Source organism: Nocardioides sp. zg-1230 (genome assembly GCF_013155335.1).
Lineage (GTDB): Bacteria > Actinomycetota > Actinomycetes > Propionibacteriales > Nocardioidaceae > Nocardioides.
In genome coordinates this window covers 447,120-465,889 of record NZ_JABJQZ010000004.1, presented here as the reverse complement: position 1 = coordinate 465,889, position 18,770 = coordinate 447,120, and the positions used below count along the sequence as shown (strand labels likewise).

The following is an 18,770-nucleotide window of genomic DNA, read 5'->3' as shown; positions in this document are numbered from 1 at the left end:
TCCGAGGGCCTCCAGCATGCATCAGGTGTGGCGGGAACCACACGGTGGCAGGGAGGCTAGCCGGTGCACCCTGACGAACCAACCTCGGCTCGCCGAAATGCGAGAACGACCACCCCGAGGGGCGGTCGTTCTCGCTGCTGTGCTGGCTGCGGCTGTCAGTTCTCGTCGTCGCCGAGGACCGAGCGGAGGCGCTTGGGCGCGTTGCCGCTGTCGACCGGAGCCTGTGTCTCGCTGCCGTTGGCCAGGGCCTCGAGCTGCTGCGTGAAGTAGGTCTTCAGGCGGGAGCGGTACTCGCGCTCGAACTGGCGGAGGGTCTCGACGTCGCTGTTGAGCTTGTCGCGCTCCTTCTCCAGGTCGCCGAACATCTGCTGGCGGCGCTCGGCGGTCTCGGAGTCGAGCATCTGCGAACGCTGACGGGCGTCGGCCTCCATGCGGTCGGCCTTGGTCTTGGCCTCGGACTCGACCCGCTCGGCCTTCGTGCGAGCGGCGCCGACGATGCGGTCGGCCTCGTTCTTGGCGTCCTCGACGAGCTCGTCGGCGTTGCGCGTCGCGATCTCGAGCAGGCGCGCGGCGGCGTTGGACGCCTCGGGCACCGTCTCGACGCGCATCGTCTGCACGGGAGCGGCGGCGGCCACGGGGGCCGGGGCGGCCCGCTGGGGCTCCGGCTCCGGCTCCGGCTCGGGCTCCGGCTCAGGAGCGGCCGGGGCGAACGACGTCGTCGCCGGGGCGGACGTCGAGGGACCGCCGGACTGCGCGGCCGACAGCTTGGCCCGCAGGTCGTCGTTCTCCTTGGTCAGCCGGGCGAGCTCGGCCTCGACCTCGTCGAGGAACTGGTCCACCTCGCCCATGTCGTAGCCCTCACGGAGGCGGACAGGCGTAAAGCGCTTGTTGCTCACGTCCTCAGGCGTCAGCGGCATGACCTCACCCAAACTTTCACGATCGATATCACGGTGGCTCTGCTGTCAGAAGACAATAGCGCCCGGGACGCCACCGGGCACAGTGACCCGTGTGACGGATGGTTCTAGAGGCCGAAGATGGTCGCGACCACGTTGAGCAGCAGCCATGCTCCCACCATCACCAGCAGGAAGCTCAGGTCCAGCGCGACCTGCCCGATGCGGAGCGGCGGGACGACGCGACGCAGCGCCACGATCGGCGGGTCGGTGGCTGAGTAGACACCTTCCAGCGCCACGAGCAGCGGGCCCTTCGGCTCCCACCGGCGTGCGAACACCTGCACCCAGTCCACGATGAACCGGATCCAGAGCAGGCCGATGAAGATGAAGAGGAGGTACCAGAGGATCGAACCGAAGATCACCACGACTGAATTATGGATCAGCTCTGGTTGAAGAACCCGTCCTCGGCGATCCGCTCCTTGTCCTCGGCCGAGACCGCGACGTTGGGGGGCGAGAGCAGGAAGACCTTGTTGGTCACCCGCTCGATGGACCCGCGCGTGGCGAAGATCAGGCCGGCGGCGAAGTCGACGAGGCGCTTGGCGTCGTTGTCGTCCATCTCGCTGAGGTTCATGATCACGGGGGTGCCGTCGCGGTAGTTCTCACCGACGAGACGGGCCTCGTTGTAGTTGCGGGGGTGGAGGGTGGTGATGCGGCTCAACTCGGCCACGACTCCTGTCTGGACCGAGGCCGGTCGACGGCGCTCGGCGAGGTCGGACACAGGGGCAGGGCGACGCTCGCGCACGGCAGGACGCTGGTCGACAGCGTCGTGGGTCGTGGTCTCGGTGTCACCGTCGTAGTCGTCGTAGTGGCCGGTGTCCTCGAGCAGGCCGAGGTACTCGCCGATCTTGCGCATCGCGCCGCTCATGAGACTGTTCCTCCGCTAGACCTGGCACCCGGGACCGGGCACCTGTTGACTGTTGTGGACATTACTGGACCGTGGGCCTCTCACCGAGGACCGCGGAGCCGACACGCACGTGTGTCGCACCGTGGCGGATCGCCGCCTCGAGGTCACCGCTCATCCCCGCGGACAACGCGGTCGCCTGCGGGTGGTCGTGCAGGAACGACTGGCGGACGTCGGCGAGCCTGGCGAACGCGGCGTCGGGGTCCTCACCGAGGGGCGCGACGGCCATCAGGCCGCGCAGCCGCAGCATGCCGGCCTCCTCGACGCGCCGCGCGAGGTCTGCGAGGTCGTCGGGGCGCGCCCCGGAACGGTTGTCGGCCCCGGGCGGGTCGAGACTGACCTGGAGCAGCACGTCAACGTCGCGGCCCCGGGCCTGGGCGCCGCGCGCGAGCGGGCCGGCCAGCTTGGGCCGGTCGACCGACTCCACCACGTCGGCGTAGGACGCGACGGCGGCGGCCTTGTTGGACTGGAGGCCGCCGATGAAGTGCCAGCGCAGCCCGAGGTCGGCGCACTCGAAGGCCTTCGCCTCGGCCTCCTGGTGCCGGTTCTCCCCCACGTCGGTCACCCCCATCTCGGCGAGCAGCCGGACGTCGGAGGCAGGGAAGAACTTGGTGACCACCACGAGCGAGACGTCGTCCTCCGGACGACCGGCCTCGACGCACGCGGCGACGATGCGGTGGCGTACGACGTCGAGATTGGCCGCGATCTCGTCGGGGCGGCTCACGACTCCCTCCAGACCACGCCGGCGAAGCGCAGGGCGGCGTCGCCCTCGCGGCGGTAGGAGGGCCAGCGGTCGTCCTCGCGCGTGCAGGCGTCGACCGTGCGTACGTCGTCGACACCCTCCCCCTCGAGCTGCGCACGCACGCCTGCCCCGAGGTCGAGCGCGGGCGTGCCCCACGACGTGGTGGATCGTGAGGCAGGCACCAGCGCGACCACCTCTTCCTGCATCGGCTGTGGCACCTCGTAGCACCGCCCGCAGATGTGCGGACCGACCCAGGCGGTCAGCCGGGTGGCGCCGAGGTCGCGCAGGCACCTGACGGCCTCGGGGACGACCCCGAGGGCGAGGCCCCGCCGACCGGCGTGCACCGCCGAGACGGCCCCCTCGGGCGACGCGAGCAGCAGGGGCACGCAGTCGGCCGCCCGCGCCATGAGAGCCACGTCGCTGCGCGTCGTGGCCAGCGCGTCCACGTCGAGGACCGGGTGATCGGCGACCTCGTCGTCCCCGACCACGTGCAGGTCGGCACCGTGCACCTGGTGCATCACCCACGGCGTCCTGCCGGTCACCGCGCCGACGTCGGCCAGCACGGTCGCCCGCGCCTGGCCCACGTCGGTGATGATCGGCAGGGGCTCGGTGAAGCCCACGGCCACGGCGCCGTGCGCCGTGGCCAGGGTGTCACGGTGGAGGAACCTCACTTCAGGAAGTCGGGGACGTCGAGGTCGTCGTCGTCGAACTGCACCTGACGGGCCGGCCGCGACGGCGCGGGCTGCTGGGCCTGCTGGGCGGGCTGGCCCTGCTGGGACGGCGCCGGCTGCGAGCGGTCGTCGCGGGTCGACGGGGCGAACGTCGCCTGCGCCGGGGGGGACGCCTGCTCGCTGCGGGCCGGGGCCTGTGGCTTCGAGGCGATCTGCTGCGCCGCCGCGCGGGTCTGCTCCTGCGTCTGCGCGGGCTGGCCCTGGCGCAGCACGTTGCCGTCGGAGCGACGCTTGGGCATGCCGCCGTCGAAGCCGGCCGCGATGACGGTGACCCGCACCTCGTCGCCGAGGGCGTCATCGATCGTCGCGCCGAAGATGATGTTGGCCTCGGCGTGCGCTGCCTGCGAGACGAGCGCGGCGGCCTCGTTGATCTCGAAGAGACCGAGGTCGGAGCCGCCGGCGATGGAGAGGAGCACGCCGTGCGCGCCCTCGATGCTGGCCTCGAGCAGCGGGCTGGAGACCGCCATCTCGGCGGCCGCGACCGCACGGTCCTCGCCCCGGGCGGAGCCGATGCCCATCAGGGCGGAGCCGGCGTTGGCCATCACGGACTTCACGTCGGCGAAGTCGAGGTTGATCAGGCCGGGCGTGGTGATCAGGTCGGTGATGCCCGAGACACCCTGCAGCAGCACCTGGTCCGCCTGCTTGAAGGCGTCGAGGATCGACACGTTGCGGTCGGTGATCGACAGCAGCCGGTCGTTGGGGATCACGATGAGGGTGTCGACCTCCTCGCGGAGCTGGCTGATGCCCTCCTCCGCCGAGTTGGCACGACGACGACCCTCGAAGGCGAACGGCCGCGTCACCACGCCGATCGTCAAGGCGCCCAGCGAGCGGGCGATGCGGGCCACGACGGGCGCACCACCGGTGCCGGTGCCGCCACCCTCGCCGGCGGTCACGAAGACCATGTCGGCGCCCTTGATGACCTCCTCGATCTCGTCGGCGTGGTCCTCGGCGGCCTTGGCGCCCACGTCGGGGTTGGCGCCGGCACCGAGGCCGCGGGTGAGCTCACGTCCGATGTCGAGCTTGACGTCGGCGTCGCTCATCAGGAGTGCCTGCGCATCGGTGTTGATGGCGATGAACTCGACGCCCTTGAGGCCGACCTCGATCATGCGGTTGACGGCGTTGACGCCGCCGCCACCGATGCCGACGACCTTGATGATCGCCAGGTAGTTCTGCGCTGCTGCCACGGCTCCGGGGCCTTCCTCGAGTGGGTCTGTGAAGTCTGGGGATGGACGAGGTCCCTGCACCCTCCGCGGCCCGCGGAACTCTAACCGTGAGCCTGAGGGTTATAGTTATGTCAACCTCGCCTTTCGCCAGACAGTAGGCACCGAGCGGCACCGATCACCGGCGGACACGCCCAAGGACGGCATGTCGGCAAAGAATTTCTGCCGCGGCGTGTGTCGCGAGGTCAGGGCGTCGTGCGGTAGGTCGGGTTCCCCGGGACGCTGACGTCGTAGTACGGCGCCTTCTGGGCGGCCAGCAGCTTGTCGACCACCTCGGCCTTCAGCTCCGACTCCTCCGCGCTCCCCCACAGCACCTGGCGCTGGTCGCGCATGACGAGGGTGATCTGGTCGACGGTGGCGACCTCGACGTGGTCGACCCGCGTGACGAGGTCCTGCGGCAGCGCGCTGACCACGGTGGCCGCCTCGCGCAGCGCGTCGGTGCCGGCGTTGGACCCGGGCCGCACGCGCGGCATCTGCCGGGGGACGGTCTCGTAGTCGCGGAACACGACCCCGTCGGCGTCGAGGCCGCGCAGCCTCCCGGCGAGCTCCACCACCGCCACCGCGGTCCGCTCGACCACCGAGATGCGTACGGCGTCGGGCCAGGTGCGGGTCACGTCGACGGACTCCACCTCGGCGAGCGAGCCGACGCGGGCATCGGCCCGGCCGAGGTCGACGAGCGCGAGCTGCTCCCCCACCGGGACGTCGGCGACCTCGCGGACCCGACCGTCGCTCAGCAGGCTGTTGCCGACGACCTCGACCCGCTTGACCTGCAACCTGGTCGAGAAGAAGACCAGGTGGATCGACGTGCCCAGCAGGGCCACGACCAGCAGCAGCGCCAGGACGTAGCGCAGGGACAACCAGCGACGGGCCCACTGCCGCCGCGCGAAGCGACGGCGCGTCCGGCGCGCCGCCCTCTTCTGCCGGGCCGCCTGCCTGGCGTCCTGCCTGCTCGGCTCGCGTGGGCCGTCGTGGACCGCCTCACGGCCGATGCCGGTGCTCGTGGTCGCGGCCACGCCGCGCTCGCCCCGCTCCGGCGTCTCGCGGTCCACTCAGCCACCCCCGAGCAGGTCGAGGACCCGTGGCCCGACGCCCGTGATGTCGCCCGCCCCGAGGGTGATCACCAGGTCACCCGGTCGCGCGCGCTCGGCGAGCGCCTGGGCGGCGGCACCCAGCCCGTCGACGTAGGTCACGTGCTGGACGGGCAGCGGGACGGCGTCGGCGACGAGCAGGCCCGTGACCTCCGGGTCGGAGTCCTCGCGGGCGACGTAGACGTCGAGCACGACGACCTCGTCGGCGGCGCCGAGCTCGCGCCCCATCGCCTCGCCGAAGATCCGGGTGCGTGAGACGAGGTGGGGCTGGAAGGCAGCGACGACGCGGCCCTCGCCGGCGAGCGCGCGGGCCGCCTCGAGGTCGCCGCGGATCTCGACCGGGTGGTGGGCGTAGGAGTCGTAGACGCGCACACCGTCCACCTCGCCCTTGAGCTCCATCCGGCGTCCCGTGCCGGTGAAGCCGCCGAGGCCCTCGGCCAGGGCGCCGAAGGGCAGGTCGAGCCGCAGGCCCATCGCCAGTGCGGCGACCGCGTCGAGGACGTAGTGGCGACCTGGGATGCGCAGGCGCAGCTCGCCGAGGTCCTCGCCGTCGCGGGTGACCCGGCACGACGAGGTGGAGCCGTCGAGGGTGAGGTCGCGCACGCGCACGTCGGCCTCGGGCGACTCCCCCACCGTCACGATGTCGAGGCCGCGCTCGCGGGCGAGCCCGGCGAGCCGTGCGGCACCCGGGTCGTCGACCACGCAGACCAGGAAGCCGTCGCGGTCGACGGTGTCGGCGAAGTCGTCGAAGGCGCGGTGGTAGGCCTCCTCGGTGCCCCAGTTGTCGAGGTGGTCGGCCTCGACGTTCGTGACGATCGCGGCGTGCGGCCGGTAGTGCAGGAACGCGCCGTCGCTCTCGTCTGCCTCGGCGACGAACAGGTCGTCGGCCCCGGCGTCGGCGTTGCGGCCGGTGGCGGTCAGCACGCCACCGACGGCGTACGACGGATCGACCCCGGCCGCGAGGAGCGCCGAGGTGAGCAGGCCCGTGGTCGTCGTCTTTCCGTGGGTGCCGGCCACGGCGAGGACGCGTGAGCCGGCCATGACCGCGGCGAGCCCGGCCGAACGCGGCAGGATCCGCAGGCCGCGCCGACGGGCCTCGAGCACCTCGGGGTTGTCCTCGCGGGCCGCGGTCGTCACGACGAGCGTGTCAGCGTCACCGACGTGCGCGGCGTCGTAGCCGAGGTGGCACACCACCCCGAGCTCGCGCAGCGCGGGCAGGAACGGCGTGTCGTGGTCGTCGCTGCCGGTGACCGTGACGCCGCGCTGGGCCAGGATGCGGGCGATCGCGGAGATGCCGGCTCCGCCGATGCCGACGCAGTGCACCCGTCCGAGCTCGGCGGCGGGCAGCACCTCGTCGGGGACCGGGATCCTCACGCGCGTGCGCCTCCTGCGTCGAGGATCATCCGGGCGAGCTTCTCGTCGGCGTCGAGCGGGATCACGCCGGTGGCCGCGGCCCCCATGGTGGCGAGCCGCTCGGTGTCGTGGAGCAGTCCCGGGACGCTGGCTGCGACCCACTCGGGGGTCAGGGCGGCGTCGGAGACGAGCAGCCCGCCACCGGCGTCGACGACGGGGCGCGCGTTGAGCGCCTGCTCACCGTTGCCGATCGGCAGCGGGACGTAGACCGCCGGCAGCCCCACGCCGGACACCTCGGTGACGGTGTTGCTGCCCGCGCGGCACAGCACGACGTCGGCGGCGGCGTAGGCGAGGTCCATCCGGTCGACGTAGTTGAGCACGACGTAGGGCACGTCGCCCGACGTGACGCTGAGCTCGTGCTTGGGTCCGACGACGTGCAGCACCTGCACGCCTGCCGCGGCGAGGGCGGGCGCCGCCCCCGAGACGGCCGCGTTGATCCGTGCGGCTCCCTGCGAGCCGCCGGTGACCATCAGGGTCGGGAGGTCGTCGCGCAGCCCGAAGGTGGCCAGGGCCTCGGTCCGCAGCGCACCCCGGTCCATCGTGGAGATGAGCCGCCGGATCGGCAGGCCGGTGCACACCGCGTGCGGGAGGTCGGTGCCGGGGAAGCTGGTGGCGACGTGGCTCGTCATGCGGGCGCCGAGCTTGTTGGCGATGCCGGGGATCGCGTTGCCCTCGTGGACCACGAGGGGCAGGCCGCGCTTGCGGGCGGCGAGGTAGGCGGGGACCGAGACGTAGCCGCCGAAGCCGACGACCACGTCCGGGCGCACCCGGTCGACCACCTCGAGCGCCGCCGCGCGCGCGGCGCGCAGGCGGGACGGCGTACGCAGCAGGTCGGCGCCGGGGCGGCGCGGGAGCGGGACGCGGGGCACGACCTCGAGCGGGAGGCCGGCCTCGGGGACGAGGCGCGCCTCGAGCCCTTCGCGGGTGCCGAGGCAGGTGACCTCGGTCACCGGGTCGAGCCGGCGCAGGGCGTCGGCAGTGGCGAGCAGGGGCGAGGTGTGGCCGGCGGAGCCGCCGCCGGCGAGAAGTACGCGCATCGGGGGCAAATCTAGCGAGCGGGACCCGCGGACAGACCGGCGGAGCGGTTGCGTCGGCGCGCCGCCAGCGCGGCCGCGGCCTCGGGCTCGCGGCGCGCGAAGCCGATCACCAGGCCGAGGGCCACGAGCGAGGGCAGCAGCGCCGATCCGCCGTAGGACACGATCGGGAGCGGGATGCCGATGACCGGCAGGACGGCGAGCACCATGCCGACGTTGATCATCATCTGGCCGAGCAGCCAGACCACGATGCCGAAGGTGGCGTAGCGGACGAACGGGTCCTCGGTGCTGAGGGCGACGCGGACGGCGGCGTAGGCGATGGTGAAGAACAGCGCGATGACGAGCAGGGTGCCGACGAGACCGAGCTCCTCCCCCAGCACCGCGAAGATGAAGTCGGTGTGCGCCTCGGGCAGGTCGCCCCACTTCTGGGTCGAGGCGCCGATGCCCTGGCCGAACCAGCCGCCGCTCGACAGGGCGTAGAGGCCGTGGGCCGGCTGCCAGCCGGCGTCGGTGTAGTCCTTGAACGGGTCGGTGAAGTGGGTGATGCGTTCGAGGCGCTCCGGGTCGGTGGCCGCCAGGGCGACAGCGGCGACGCCGAGCACCGACAGGCTGAGCCCGAAGAGCCGCAGCGGCGCCCCGACCACCCACAGCATCCCCAGGAGGATGGCCGCGAGCACCATCGCGGTGCCGAGGTCACGACCGACCAGCACGAGCGTGATGACGGCGAAGAGCCCGGGCACGACCGGCACCAGGAGGTGGTGCAGCTCGCGCAGCCGCCGCTCCTTGTGGGCGTAGATGTTGGCGGCCCACAGCACGATCGCCAGCTTGGCGATCTCGGCGGGCTGGATGTTGACCGGGCCGAGGGCGAGCCAGTTCTTGTTGCCGTTGACCACCACGCCGAACTGGGCGACCAGGCCGAGCAGCACGAGGGCCACCAGGAAGCCCGGGTAGGCGAGCCTGCGGACGTGCCGCACCGGGATCCGGGAGGCCACCCACGCTGCGGGCAGCCCGATCGCGACCCACAGCAGCTGGCGCTTCACCACGGCGTAGGAGTCGTCGTAGGTGAGGTAGGACCGCACGCTGGACGCGCTGAGCACCATGATCAGGCCGATGGTGAGCAGCAGGGCCGACGACCCGAGCAGCAGGTAGTAGGACGCGAGCGGCTTGTCGAGGGCCTCGCGGACCGAGCGCAGGCCCGCGACGAGTCCCGACCCCAACGGCGCACGGCCGGCCCCGGTCGTCCCGCCGCCGTGGTCCTGCTGAGTGTCGCGGGACGGGCCCGGGTCGACGTCCAGCCCCACTCCTCCGGGGTTCGCGGTGGTCATCGTCGCGGCTCCCCTCGGGTCAATGGGTGTCGGTGGCGGCTAGTCGCTGTCGGGCTGGTCGTTCGTGTCGGGCTGGCTGGTGCGGGCGATGTGTGCGTGGACGGCTGCCGCGAACGCGTCGCCGCGGGCGCCGTAGTTGGCGAACATGTCCATGGAGGCGCACCCCGGCGCGAGCAACACCGTGTCACCGGACCTGGCGAGCCCGGCGGCCGCGTCGACCACGCGCTCCATCGGATCCCCAGTCTCGTCGGCGCCCACATCGATGACCGGCACATCGGGCGCGTGTCGCGAAAGTGCGTCGGCGACGACCTGCCGGTCGCGTCCGAGCAGCACGACCCCGCGCAGGCGCCCACGCACCGCGGTGACGAGCTCGTCGAACCGGGCACCCTTGGCGAGCCCGCCCGCGACCCAGACGACGTCGTCGTAGGCGGACAGCGAGGACTGGGCGGCGTGGGGGTTGGTGGCCTTGGAGTCGTCGATCCACGAGACGCCGGCGGCCTCGGCGACACGGGCGATGCGGTGGCCGTCGGGGCGGAAGGCGCGCAGGCCGTCGCGCACCGCCTGCTGGCTGACGCCGTGGGCGCGGGCCAGCGCAGCGGCCGCCAGTGCGTTGGCGACGAAGTGGGGAGCGGGCGAGGCGAGGTCGCCCAGCGTGCAGAGCTCGGCGGCGCTGGTCGCCCGCTCCTCGATGAACGCCCGGTCGACGAGGAGGTCCTCGACGACGCCGAGGTTGCCCGGAGCCGGCGTGCCGAGGGTGAAGCCGACCGCGCGGGCGCCGTCGAGGACGTCGGCCTCCCGGACCATCTCCTCGGTGGCGGGGTCGGCGAGGTTGTAGACGCAGGCGCGCTGGACGCCGTCGTAGATGCGCGCCTTGTCGGCGGCGTAGACCTCCATGCCGGACCGGGCGCCCGGCTCGACGCCCGCCCCCGGCTCGTCCTCGTACCAGTCCAGGTGGTCCTCGGCAATGTTGAGCACCACGGCCGACTCCGCGGCCATCGACTGCGTGTAGTGGAGCTGGAAGCTGGAGAGCTCGACGGCCATGACGTCGTAGGGCTCGGGGTCCATCACCGCCTCGACGATCGGCAGGCCGACGTTGCCGACCGCGACGGCGCGGAGCCCGGCCGCGGTGAGGATGGACTCGAGCATCTGCACCGTCGTGGTCTTGCCGTTGGTGCCGGTGACGGCGAGCCACGGAGCAGGGTTCTCGGGGTTGCGCAGCCGCCAGGCCAGCTCGACCTCGCCCCACACGGGGATGCCACGCTCGACGGCCTGCGCGAGGAGCGGCGCGGTGGGCCTCCAGCCGGGGGAGGTGACGACGAGGTCGACGTCGTCGGGCAGCACCCCGGTCGCGCCCGGCTCGAGCCGGACGGTCGCACCCAGCGTCTCGAGGAGCTGCGCCTTCTCCGCCTTCTCCTCGCTCGTGGACTCGTCGAGCGCCGTGACCTGCGCGCCGAGGAAGAGCAGGTTGTCGGCGGCCGCGAAGCCGGAGACGCCGAACCCCGCGACGACGACGCGTACGCCGGACCAGTCGCTGCTGCGGCCGAGTGAGTCGATGTCGACGTGTGGGTTGTTCATCCGATGCCGGCGACCCACTCGGCGTAGAAGATGCCGAGGCCGGTGGCGACGGCGAGACCGGTGACGATCCAGAAGCGGATCACGATCGTCACCTGCTCCCAGCCGAGCATCTCGAAGTGGTGGTGCAGCGGCGTCATCCGGAAGACGCGGTGCCCGGGCTGGATCTTGAAGACCGACCGCACCAGTCCGCTCGCGCGGCTGAGCTTGAAGACGGAGACCTGGATCATCACCGAGAGGGTGATCGCGACGAACAGGCCGCCGATGATCACCAGCAGCAGCTCGGTGCGCGTCATGATCGCGAAGCCGGCCATGGCTGCGCCCAGCGCGAGTGACCCGGTGTCGCCCATCATGATCTGGGCGGGCGAGGCGTTCCACCACAGGAAACCGAAGCAGGCGCCGGTGATCGCCGCGGCGACGACGGCGAGGTCGAGCGGGTCGCGGACCTCGTAGCACTTGGGCCCGGCCTCCAGCGCGCACGACTGGCTGTTCTGCCAGATGTTGACCAGCGTGTAGGCGGCGAAGACGAGGATCGAGGCGCCCGCTGCGAGTCCGTCGAGCCCGTCGGCGAGGTTCACCGCGTTGCTGGCCCCGGTGACGATGAGCCAGATGAGCAGGATCGCCAGGCCGGTCGGGAGCGCGAAGCCCTCGTAGTCGCGGATGAAGGACAGGTGGTTGGACGCCGGTCGCCACCCGCGGTCGTCCTCGAGGGCCGGGGACAGCGCGAGGAACCCGAAGACCAGCCCGACGACGGTCTGGCCGATCATCTTGGCGCGACTGCGCAGGCCGAGGTTGTGCTGTCGGCTGACCTTGAGGAAGTCGTCGAGGAAGCCCACCGCACCGATGCCCACCAGCAGGAACAGCAGCAGCAGCGCCGAGGCGGTCGGTGCCGTCTGGGTGATCAGCTTGGCCGCGAAGTAGCCGATCACCGTGGCGAGGATGATCACCGCCCCGCCCATGGTGGGCGTGCCGCGCTTGACGTGGTGGGTGGTGGGACCGTCGTCGCGGATCGGCTGGCCGAATCCCTGCCGGGTGAAGAACCTGATCGCGTAGCGCGTGCCGAGCAGGGAGATCAGCAGGGAGAGTCCTCCTCCGAACAGGATGGCTCTCATGCGGTGCTTCCTTCCTTGCCGCTCCCGGTGAGGTCGTCGGCGATCAGTTCCAGCGCCGCCCCCCGCGATGCCTTCACCAGGACGACATCAGCAGCCGAGACATTGTGCCGCAGCCACTCAGCGGCTTCGTCACGCCCCGCCGTGGTGGTGCTCACTCCCCCACTCCCGACAGCGTCGAAGCCCTCGGCAATCCCCGCCGCGTCGTCGCCCACGGCGAGCAGCACGTCGACGCCCGCGCGGGCGGCGTAGGCCCCGACCGAGCGATGGGCCTCGGCCGCGCCGTCGCCGAGCTCGAGCATCTGGCCCAGCACGGCGACCGTACGCCGTCCTGTGCGCGCGCCGATGCCCGCGAGCGTCTCGAGCGCGGCGCACATCGACTCGGGATTGGCGTTGTAGGCGTCGTTGAGCACGACGAGACCGTCGGGGCGCTCGGCCAGCTCCATGCGCCAGCGGCTCGCCGGGACGGCGTCGGCGAGCGAGTCGGCGACGGTGTCGAGGTCGAGCCCGGCCGCGAGGGCCATGGCGGCGGCAGCGGCGGCGTTGCGCCACTGGAAGGCGCCGACCTGGGCGAGGTGGACGGTGGCGCCGGAGCCGCGATGGGCCAGCTCGAAGGACTGGCGGCCCAGCTCGTCGGTGGTGACCTCGCTGACGGCGACGTCGGGAGTGCGAGCGTCCGTGGCCTCCCCGAAGGTGACCACCTGCGCGACGGTGCGCGGGGCCATCGCGGCCACGAGGTCGTCATCGGCGTTGAGCACGGCGGTGCCGTCGGCGGGGAGCGCCTCGACGATCTCGCCCTTGGCCACTGCGATCGCCTCGCGGCTGCCGAACTCGCCGATGTGCGCCGTGCCGACGTTGAGCACCGCGGCGACGCGCGGCGGCGCGATCGCGCAGAGCTCGGCGACGTGGCCCACGCCGCGCGCGCCCATCTCGACGACGAGGTAACGGGTGTCGGGCGTCGCCCGCAGCACGGTCAGCGGCACGCCGAGCTCGTTGTTGAAGTTGCCGCGCGTGGCGATCGTCGGCCCGGCCTCCGACAGCACGTGGGCGAGGTAGTCCTTGGTGCCCGTCTTGCCCTGGGAACCGGTCATCGCGAGCACCACCGTGTCGGGCAGCCGGTCGATGACGTGGCGGGCGAGCAGCCCCAGCGCCGCGGTGGCGTCCGCGACCACGACGGTGGGCAGGTCGGTGGGTCGGCTGCCCAGCACCGCGGCAGCACCGGCCGCGCCGGCGGCGGCTGCGAGGTCGTGGCCGTCGACGCGCTCGCCGGCGATCGCGACGAACAGCCCGCCCTCCTCCGGCGTACGGGTGTCGACGAATGCGCCCCCGCTGACCACCGCCTCGCCGTGGGCGGTGCCGCCGACCACGGCGGCGATCTCGTCGAGGGTCATCTCGATCATGCGCTGCTCCCGGACCGGTCCGCTCCGTCGTGTCCCGCGGCCAGCGTCGCGACCTCCTCCGCTGCGACGACCCGGTCGTCGAAGGGGTGGACGACGTCGCCGACCTCCTGGCCGGACTCGTGACCCTTGCCGGCGATCAGCACGACGTCGCCGGGCCGCGCCCGACGCAGGGCCTCACGGATGGCGAGCCGCCGGTCGCCGACCTCGACGACCTCTGCGGGGCCACGCGCGCCGGCCAGGACGGCGGCGCGGATCGACGCGGGATCCTCCGTGCGGGGGTTGTCGTCGGTGACCACCACGACGTCGGCCAGCCGCGCGGCGATCTCACCCATCACCGGACGCTTCACGGTGTCGCGGTCACCGCCCGCGCCCACCACGACCACGACCTGGCCGGCGGTGAGCGGGCGCAGGGTGGCGAGCACGGCCTCGAGCGCGTCGGGCTTGTGGGCGTAGTCGACGACCACGGTGAAGTCCTGCCCGGCGGAGACCTGCTCCAGCCGGCCGGGCACCCCGCCCACGCGGGCGATGCCGTCGGCCACCTGCCGGGCGTCGAGCCCGGCGAGGGCGGCCGAGGCGATCGCGGCCAGCGCGTTGGAGACGTTGAACTCGCCCGGGACGTGGACCTCGGCCCGCAGCTCGACGCCGGGCCCCAGGACCGTGAACGTCGCGCCACCCGCGGTGAGGTCGACGTCCACCGCCCGCCAGTCGGCGTCGGCGCCGCGCGAGGAGTACGTCGACATCGGGATGCCGGCGACGTCGAGCAGGCGCCGGCCGAACTCGTCATCGACGTTGGTCAGCCCGACCCGCGCGCGCTCCGGGGTGAAGAGGCTCGCCTTGGCAGCGAAGTAGTCGTCGAGGTCCGTGTGGAAGTCGAGGTGGTCACGACCGAGGTTGAGGAAGGTCGCGACGTCGAAGACCACGCCGTCGACCCGGCCGAGCACGAGGGCGTGGCTGGAGACCTCCATCGCGCACGTGTCGACACCCCGCTCGCGCATCACCGCGAACAGGCCGTGCAGGTCGGGCGCCTCCGGCGTCGTGAGCTGGGTCTTCACGTCCTCCCCCGCGATCCGGGTGCCGACCGTGCCGATGACGGCCGAGGTGATCCCGGCCTCGGTGAGTCCCTGCTCCAGCACGCGGGTGGTGGTCGTCTTGCCCTGGGTGCCGGTGACGCCGACGACGCGCAGGCCGGTCGCCGGCTCTCCGTAGATCCGCGCGGCGAGGCGACCGAGCACGCGGCGGGGGTCGGGCACCACGACGGCGGGGGTGCCCTCGGGCAGGCGGTCGAGGCCTGCCTGGTCGGTCAGCACGGCGACGGCGCCGGCCGCGACGGCCTGCGCCGCGAAGTCCGCACCGTGGGCGCGCGCGCCGGGCAGGGCGGCGTACAGGTCACCGGGACGGACACGTGCGGTGCTCAGCGAGATGCCGGAGACGGCGACGCCGAGGTCGCCCCGCACGGTCACCTCGGTGACGGCCGAGAGCCACTGGGCGAGCTCGGTCGCCGGGGTCGACGGGGGCCGCTGCGGCCGCGTCGCACTCACAGGCTCGTGCACCGGCCGAGCGTATCGAGTCACCACTCGACGGGCAGGCGGGACGGCGTGCCGTTGGTCGGCTCGACGCCGTAGCGGCCCAGGACGTAGCCCATGATCCGGGAGAAGACGGGACCGGCGATCGAGCCACCGCCCCCGTCGACCTTGGGTGCGTGGACCACGACGTAGACGGTGAACCGGGCGTCGTCGGCCGGCGCGAACCCGCCGAAGGACACCGAGGTGCTGCCGTCGTAGCCCGAGCCGTCGCTGGCGACGCGCTGGGCGGTGCCGGTCTTGCCCGCGACGAGGTAGCCGGGCACCTGCGCACGGGGCGCGACGCCGTCCTCCGGGTCGACGACCTTCTCCATCATCCGCGCGGTCGCGCGGGCTGCCTGCTTGCTGACGACCCGCGTGCGGGTGGCCACATCGGTGCCGACGGTGACCCCGTCGTCGGTGACGGCCGACCCGGAGACGAGGCTCGGGGAGACCCGCACGCCGCCGTTGGCGATCGTGTTGACGGCCGCCGTCATCTGGGCGACGTTGACCGACAGGGACTGGCCGAAGGCGACGCGGTCCTTGGTCTGCGAGGTCATCGCCTCGCCCGGCGTGAGGATGCCCGGGGTCTCGCCACGCACGCCGACGTCGGTGCGCTGGCCGAGGCCGAACTTCTGCAGGTAGGTCACCAGCTCGACCGGCGAGAACGCGTCGGCGGCGAGCACGGTGCCGATGTTGGACGACTTGGCGATGATGCCCGCCAGCGTGAGCCGGATGGTGCCGTGGTCGAACCAGTCGCCGATCACCCGGTCCTGGCGCGCGAGGTTGGGCGGCACCTTGAACCGCTGGCGCGGGAACGCCTTGCCGGCGTCGATGAGCGAGGCCGCGGTGAGCACCTTCTCCACCGAGCCGGGCTCGTAGGTGTCGCTCATCGCACGCGAGCCGAGGTCGTCCTGGTCGGCCTCGGTCGGCGCGTTGGCGTCGAAGGTCGGCACGTCGGCGAGCGCGAGGATCTCCCCGGTGCGGGTGTCCATGACCGCCGCGGCGCCGCTCTCGGCGCGGTACTGCCGCACCGACTGGGCGAGCACCTTCTGGGTGAACCACTGGAGGTCGCGGTCGATGGTGGTGCGCAGCGGCGCGCCGTTCTGCGCGGCCTTGAGCGTGCTCTCGCGCAGCGGGATCCGGACGCCCTTGCCGGAGTTGGACTGCCAGGTCGCCTCGCCGTCGACGCCGGCCAGCTGCTCGTCGAAGGTGCGCTCGAAGCCGCCGAGCGGCTCGTCGGTGCCCATGTAGCCGAGCAGGTTCGCGGCGACGTCACCCGAGGGGTAGGAGCGGATCGGGTCGTCCTGGAGGCTGATGCCCGTGAAGCCGGCCTCCTCGAGGGCCGCGAGCGTGTCGCCGGCCAGGGTGCTGGGCACCCGCCGGGCGACGTACTCGTAGCGGCTGCCCTCCTTGCGCCCGCGCAGCGCCGTGAGGGTCTTGAAGTAGTCGACCGAGAGCCGGTCGGAGAGCAGGCGGGCGAGCTCGGGCGCCCGGTCGGCCGTCAGGTCGGGGTCGGCGATGACCATCTTGCCCTTGACGGAGTCGGCGAGGGGCACGCCGTTGCGGTCGAGGATGTCGCCCCGCTCGGCGACGAGGGGGAGCCGCACCGCACCCTCGGCAGCCGCGCGGACGGCGTAGGAGCGCGGGTCGACGCCCTGGAGCTGGACGAGCCGGGCGCCGAAGAAGGAGAGGACCATCGCGATGAGGACGAACCCGATGCGCAGTCGCAGCATCGGTGCGCCCCGTGAGGCGCCGCGCTTGCCGGTGGCGCGGGTGCTCGGCACTGGTGTCCCTCGTTTTCCGGACGGTCCCCTGCTGGGCCCGACCTGCTCGACAATCTAGGTGTGCGACGTCGTGGAACGGCGTGACCGCGCCGTCAGCGGTTGCGGTTCTTCCGCGGCTTGGCGCTCGTCGCCCCGGGGTCCGTCACCGGCTGCTCCTCGACGGTGGGTGCGGCGGGCACCTCGACGTACGTCGGCTCGGGCGCGAGGACCGCCGGCTTGATCGGCGCCGGCGGCTGCAGCTGGATGGCGTTCTCCCGGGTGGCCGGCGTCCGGACCCCGACCGTCTTGCCGGTCTCGAGGTCGAGGAACACCGGCGCCGACGGGATCACCATGCCCATGGCCTGCGCCTCGGTGGCCACGCGCTGCGGGTTACGGAGCTCGTCGAGCTCCATCCGCAGCGTCTGCTCGCGGGCGGCGAGGGTGTCGGCCTCGGTCTCGAGCGCCGACGCGGTGAACGACGCCTGCTGCATGGAGGTGTTGAAGAGCAGGAGCCCGACGATGCCGCCGACGAGGACCAGGCTCACGAGCGTCATGAACGGCACACGCGGCGCGCGGGTCCGCACCCTGGGGACCACGGTGAGGCGCGCCTTGTCGACTGCCTCCTGGGCGATGCGCGTGACCCGGGTCCGGGGTTGCAGGGCGGGACTGCTCATCGGGCGACTCCTGGGGAAGAGGGAGAGGACGGGAGGACGCGCTCCACGGCGCGCAGGCGGACGGAGGCAGCTCGGGGGTTCTCGGCGATCTCGTGCTCGTCGGCCTGCTCGGCCCCGCGGGTGACGAGCCGCAGGGCGGGCTCGGCGCCCTCCGGGACGAACGGCAGGTCCGGCGGCACGTCGAGCCGGGTGGCGTCGGCGAACGCCCGCTTGACCAGACGGTCCTCGAGCGAGTGGTACGACTCCACCACCACGCGGCCCCCGACCCCGATGGACTCGATGGAGGCCGGGATGGCCCGCCGCAGGACGGCGAGCTCGTCGTTGACCGCCATCCGCAGGGCCTGGAACGTGCGCTTGGCCGGGTGCCCGCCCGTACGCCGCGCCGGCGCGGGGATCGTCGCGTAGAGCAGCTCGACGAGGTCGGCGCTGGTGGAGAAGGGCGTGGCCTCGCGCCGGCGGACGATCTCGCGGGCGATCCTGCTGGCGAACTTCTCCTCGCCGTACTCGCGCAGGATGCGGGTCAGCTCCTGGGCGGTGGCCGTGTTGAGCAGGTCGGCCGCTGTCCGACCGGTGGTCGGGTCCATCCGCATGTCGAGCGGTGCGTCCTCGGCGTAGGCGAAGCCCCGGTCACGGACGTCGAGCTGCATCGAGGAGACCCCGAGGTCGAAGAACACGGCGTCGACGTGGTCGAGGCCCAGTGAGCCGATCACCTCGGGCAGCTCGTCGTACACGGCGTGCACGGCGGTGAAGCGGTCGCCGTGCGGCGCGAGCCGCTCGCGGGACATCTCGAGGGCGGTCGGGTCGCGGTCGATGCCGATGACCCGGGCCTGCGGGAGGCGCTCGAGGACCGCCTCGCTGTGGCCTCCGAGGCCGAGCGTGCAGTCGACGTAGACCGAGCCGGGTGCCTCGAGAGCAGGGGCCAGCAGGGCGACGACCCGGTCGAGGAGCACCGGGGCGTGGCGAGGAGTCGTCATCTGCTCAGCCCTGGGAGCCCAGGCGGGTCAGCAGCAGCAGGGCCAGTGCCAGGCCGCACGCCGTGGCGGCCGAGAACGCGATCAGGGCAGCCGCCTCGCGCGCCTGGTCGCGCACCCGCAGCGGCGGTGCCGCTGCTGCGCGCCCCACGGGCTGGGTGGTGCTCATGGTCTCGACCCCACTGGTTGCTGCGGATGCTGACTGGTGCTGCTGCTGGGTTCTTCTGGGTTGGCGGTGCGGCTGACACTCCCCGCCAGGTGGCACGGGGCGAGCCGCCGCACCAGGTCCCTGCCCGCTCCCCTGATGGGGAAAGG

General features: G+C 72.6%; 18 protein-coding genes. All 18 read right to left on the bottom strand.

Annotated elements, in window-relative coordinates; genetic code table 11:
• Window positions 1-155 precede the first annotated feature (155 nt).
• Window positions 156-917, bottom strand: a complete 762-nt coding sequence (locus HOO61_RS14120; protein ID WP_172259421.1) for a DivIVA domain-containing protein — start codon at window positions 915-917, stop codon at window positions 156-158.
• A gap of 104 nt (window positions 918-1,021) precedes the next feature.
• On the bottom strand, window positions 1,022-1,315 hold the full coding sequence (locus tag HOO61_RS14115) for a YggT family protein (RefSeq protein ID WP_172259419.1): 294 nt from the start codon (window positions 1,313-1,315) through the stop codon (window positions 1,022-1,024).
• Window positions 1,316-1,329: 14 nt separating this feature from the next.
• Window positions 1,330-1,815, bottom strand: coding sequence for a cell division protein SepF (locus tag HOO61_RS14110; RefSeq protein WP_172259417.1), 486 nt, complete (start codon window positions 1,813-1,815; stop codon window positions 1,330-1,332).
• A 61-nt stretch (window positions 1,816-1,876) separates the two neighbouring features.
• Complete coding sequence (locus HOO61_RS14105; protein ID WP_172259415.1) at window positions 1,877-2,575, bottom strand: YggS family pyridoxal phosphate-dependent enzyme; 699 nt, start codon at window positions 2,573-2,575, stop codon at window positions 1,877-1,879.
• A complete protein-coding gene (locus HOO61_RS14100; protein ID WP_172259413.1) occupies window positions 2,572-3,264 on the bottom strand; it encodes a polyphenol oxidase family protein in 693 nt (230 codons plus the stop codon). The genes HOO61_RS14105 and HOO61_RS14100 overlap by 4 nt, the downstream gene beginning before the upstream one ends.
• The gene (gene ftsZ, locus HOO61_RS14095; protein ID WP_172259411.1) at window positions 3,261-4,508 is read right to left on the bottom strand and encodes a cell division protein FtsZ; all 1,248 of its coding nucleotides are present in this window, start codon (window positions 4,506-4,508) and stop codon (window positions 3,261-3,263) included. The genes HOO61_RS14100 and ftsZ overlap by 4 nt, the downstream gene beginning before the upstream one ends.
• Before the next feature lie 221 nt (window positions 4,509-4,729).
• Window positions 4,730-5,593, bottom strand: coding sequence for a cell division protein FtsQ/DivIB (locus HOO61_RS14090; RefSeq protein ID WP_367650180.1), 864 nt, complete (start codon window positions 5,591-5,593; stop codon window positions 4,730-4,732).
• Window positions 5,594-7,006, bottom strand: coding sequence for a UDP-N-acetylmuramate--L-alanine ligase (gene murC, locus HOO61_RS14085; protein ID WP_172259409.1), 1,413 nt, complete (start codon window positions 7,004-7,006; stop codon window positions 5,594-5,596). It abuts the gene before it with no gap.
• Window positions 7,003-8,082: an undecaprenyldiphospho-muramoylpentapeptide beta-N-acetylglucosaminyltransferase gene (murG, locus tag HOO61_RS14080; protein ID WP_172259407.1), complete on the bottom strand. Its 1,080-nt coding sequence runs from the start codon at window positions 8,080-8,082 to the stop codon at window positions 7,003-7,005. The genes murC and murG overlap by 4 nt, the downstream gene beginning before the upstream one ends.
• A gap of 11 nt (window positions 8,083-8,093) precedes the next feature.
• A complete protein-coding gene (ftsW, locus tag HOO61_RS14075) occupies window positions 8,094-9,404 on the bottom strand; it encodes a putative lipid II flippase FtsW (protein ID WP_172259405.1) in 1,311 nt (436 codons plus the stop codon).
• A gap of 39 nt (window positions 9,405-9,443) precedes the next feature.
• Entirely contained in the window at window positions 9,444-10,979 is a 1,536-nt protein-coding gene (gene murD / locus HOO61_RS14070; RefSeq protein ID WP_172259403.1) for a UDP-N-acetylmuramoyl-L-alanine--D-glutamate ligase, read from the bottom strand.
• Complete coding sequence (gene mraY, locus HOO61_RS14065) at window positions 10,976-12,088, bottom strand: phospho-N-acetylmuramoyl-pentapeptide-transferase (RefSeq protein WP_172259401.1); 1,113 nt, start codon at window positions 12,086-12,088, stop codon at window positions 10,976-10,978. Before mraY ends, murD begins: the two co-directional genes overlap by 4 nt.
• Window positions 12,085-13,485, bottom strand: coding sequence for a UDP-N-acetylmuramoyl-tripeptide--D-alanyl-D-alanine ligase (gene murF, locus HOO61_RS14060; protein WP_172259399.1), 1,401 nt, complete (start codon window positions 13,483-13,485; stop codon window positions 12,085-12,087). Before murF ends, mraY begins: the two co-directional genes overlap by 4 nt.
• Complete coding sequence (locus tag HOO61_RS14055) at window positions 13,482-15,035, bottom strand: UDP-N-acetylmuramoyl-L-alanyl-D-glutamate--2,6-diaminopimelate ligase (RefSeq protein ID WP_367650179.1); 1,554 nt, start codon at window positions 15,033-15,035, stop codon at window positions 13,482-13,484. The genes murF and HOO61_RS14055 overlap by 4 nt, the downstream gene beginning before the upstream one ends.
• 17 nt (window positions 15,036-15,052) lie before the next feature.
• Complete coding sequence (locus HOO61_RS14050) at window positions 15,053-16,831, bottom strand: peptidoglycan D,D-transpeptidase FtsI family protein (protein WP_367650178.1); 1,779 nt, start codon at window positions 16,829-16,831, stop codon at window positions 15,053-15,055.
• Window positions 16,832-16,923: 92 nt separating this feature from the next.
• Window positions 16,924-17,484 (bottom strand): hypothetical protein, encoded by a 561-nt coding sequence (locus HOO61_RS14045; RefSeq protein WP_172259397.1) that lies wholly within the window; start codon window positions 17,482-17,484, stop codon window positions 16,924-16,926.
• Window positions 17,481-18,458 carry a 16S rRNA (cytosine(1402)-N(4))-methyltransferase RsmH gene (rsmH, locus tag HOO61_RS14040; RefSeq protein ID WP_172259395.1) on the bottom strand — a complete coding sequence of 326 codons (978 nt, stop codon included), beginning with the start codon at window positions 18,456-18,458 and terminating at the stop codon, window positions 17,481-17,483. The genes HOO61_RS14045 and rsmH overlap by 4 nt, the downstream gene beginning before the upstream one ends.
• Before the next feature lie 4 nt (window positions 18,459-18,462).
• Entirely contained in the window at window positions 18,463-18,624 is a 162-nt protein-coding gene (locus tag HOO61_RS14035; protein ID WP_172259393.1) for a hypothetical protein, read from the bottom strand.
• Window positions 18,625-18,770 lie beyond the last annotated feature (146 nt).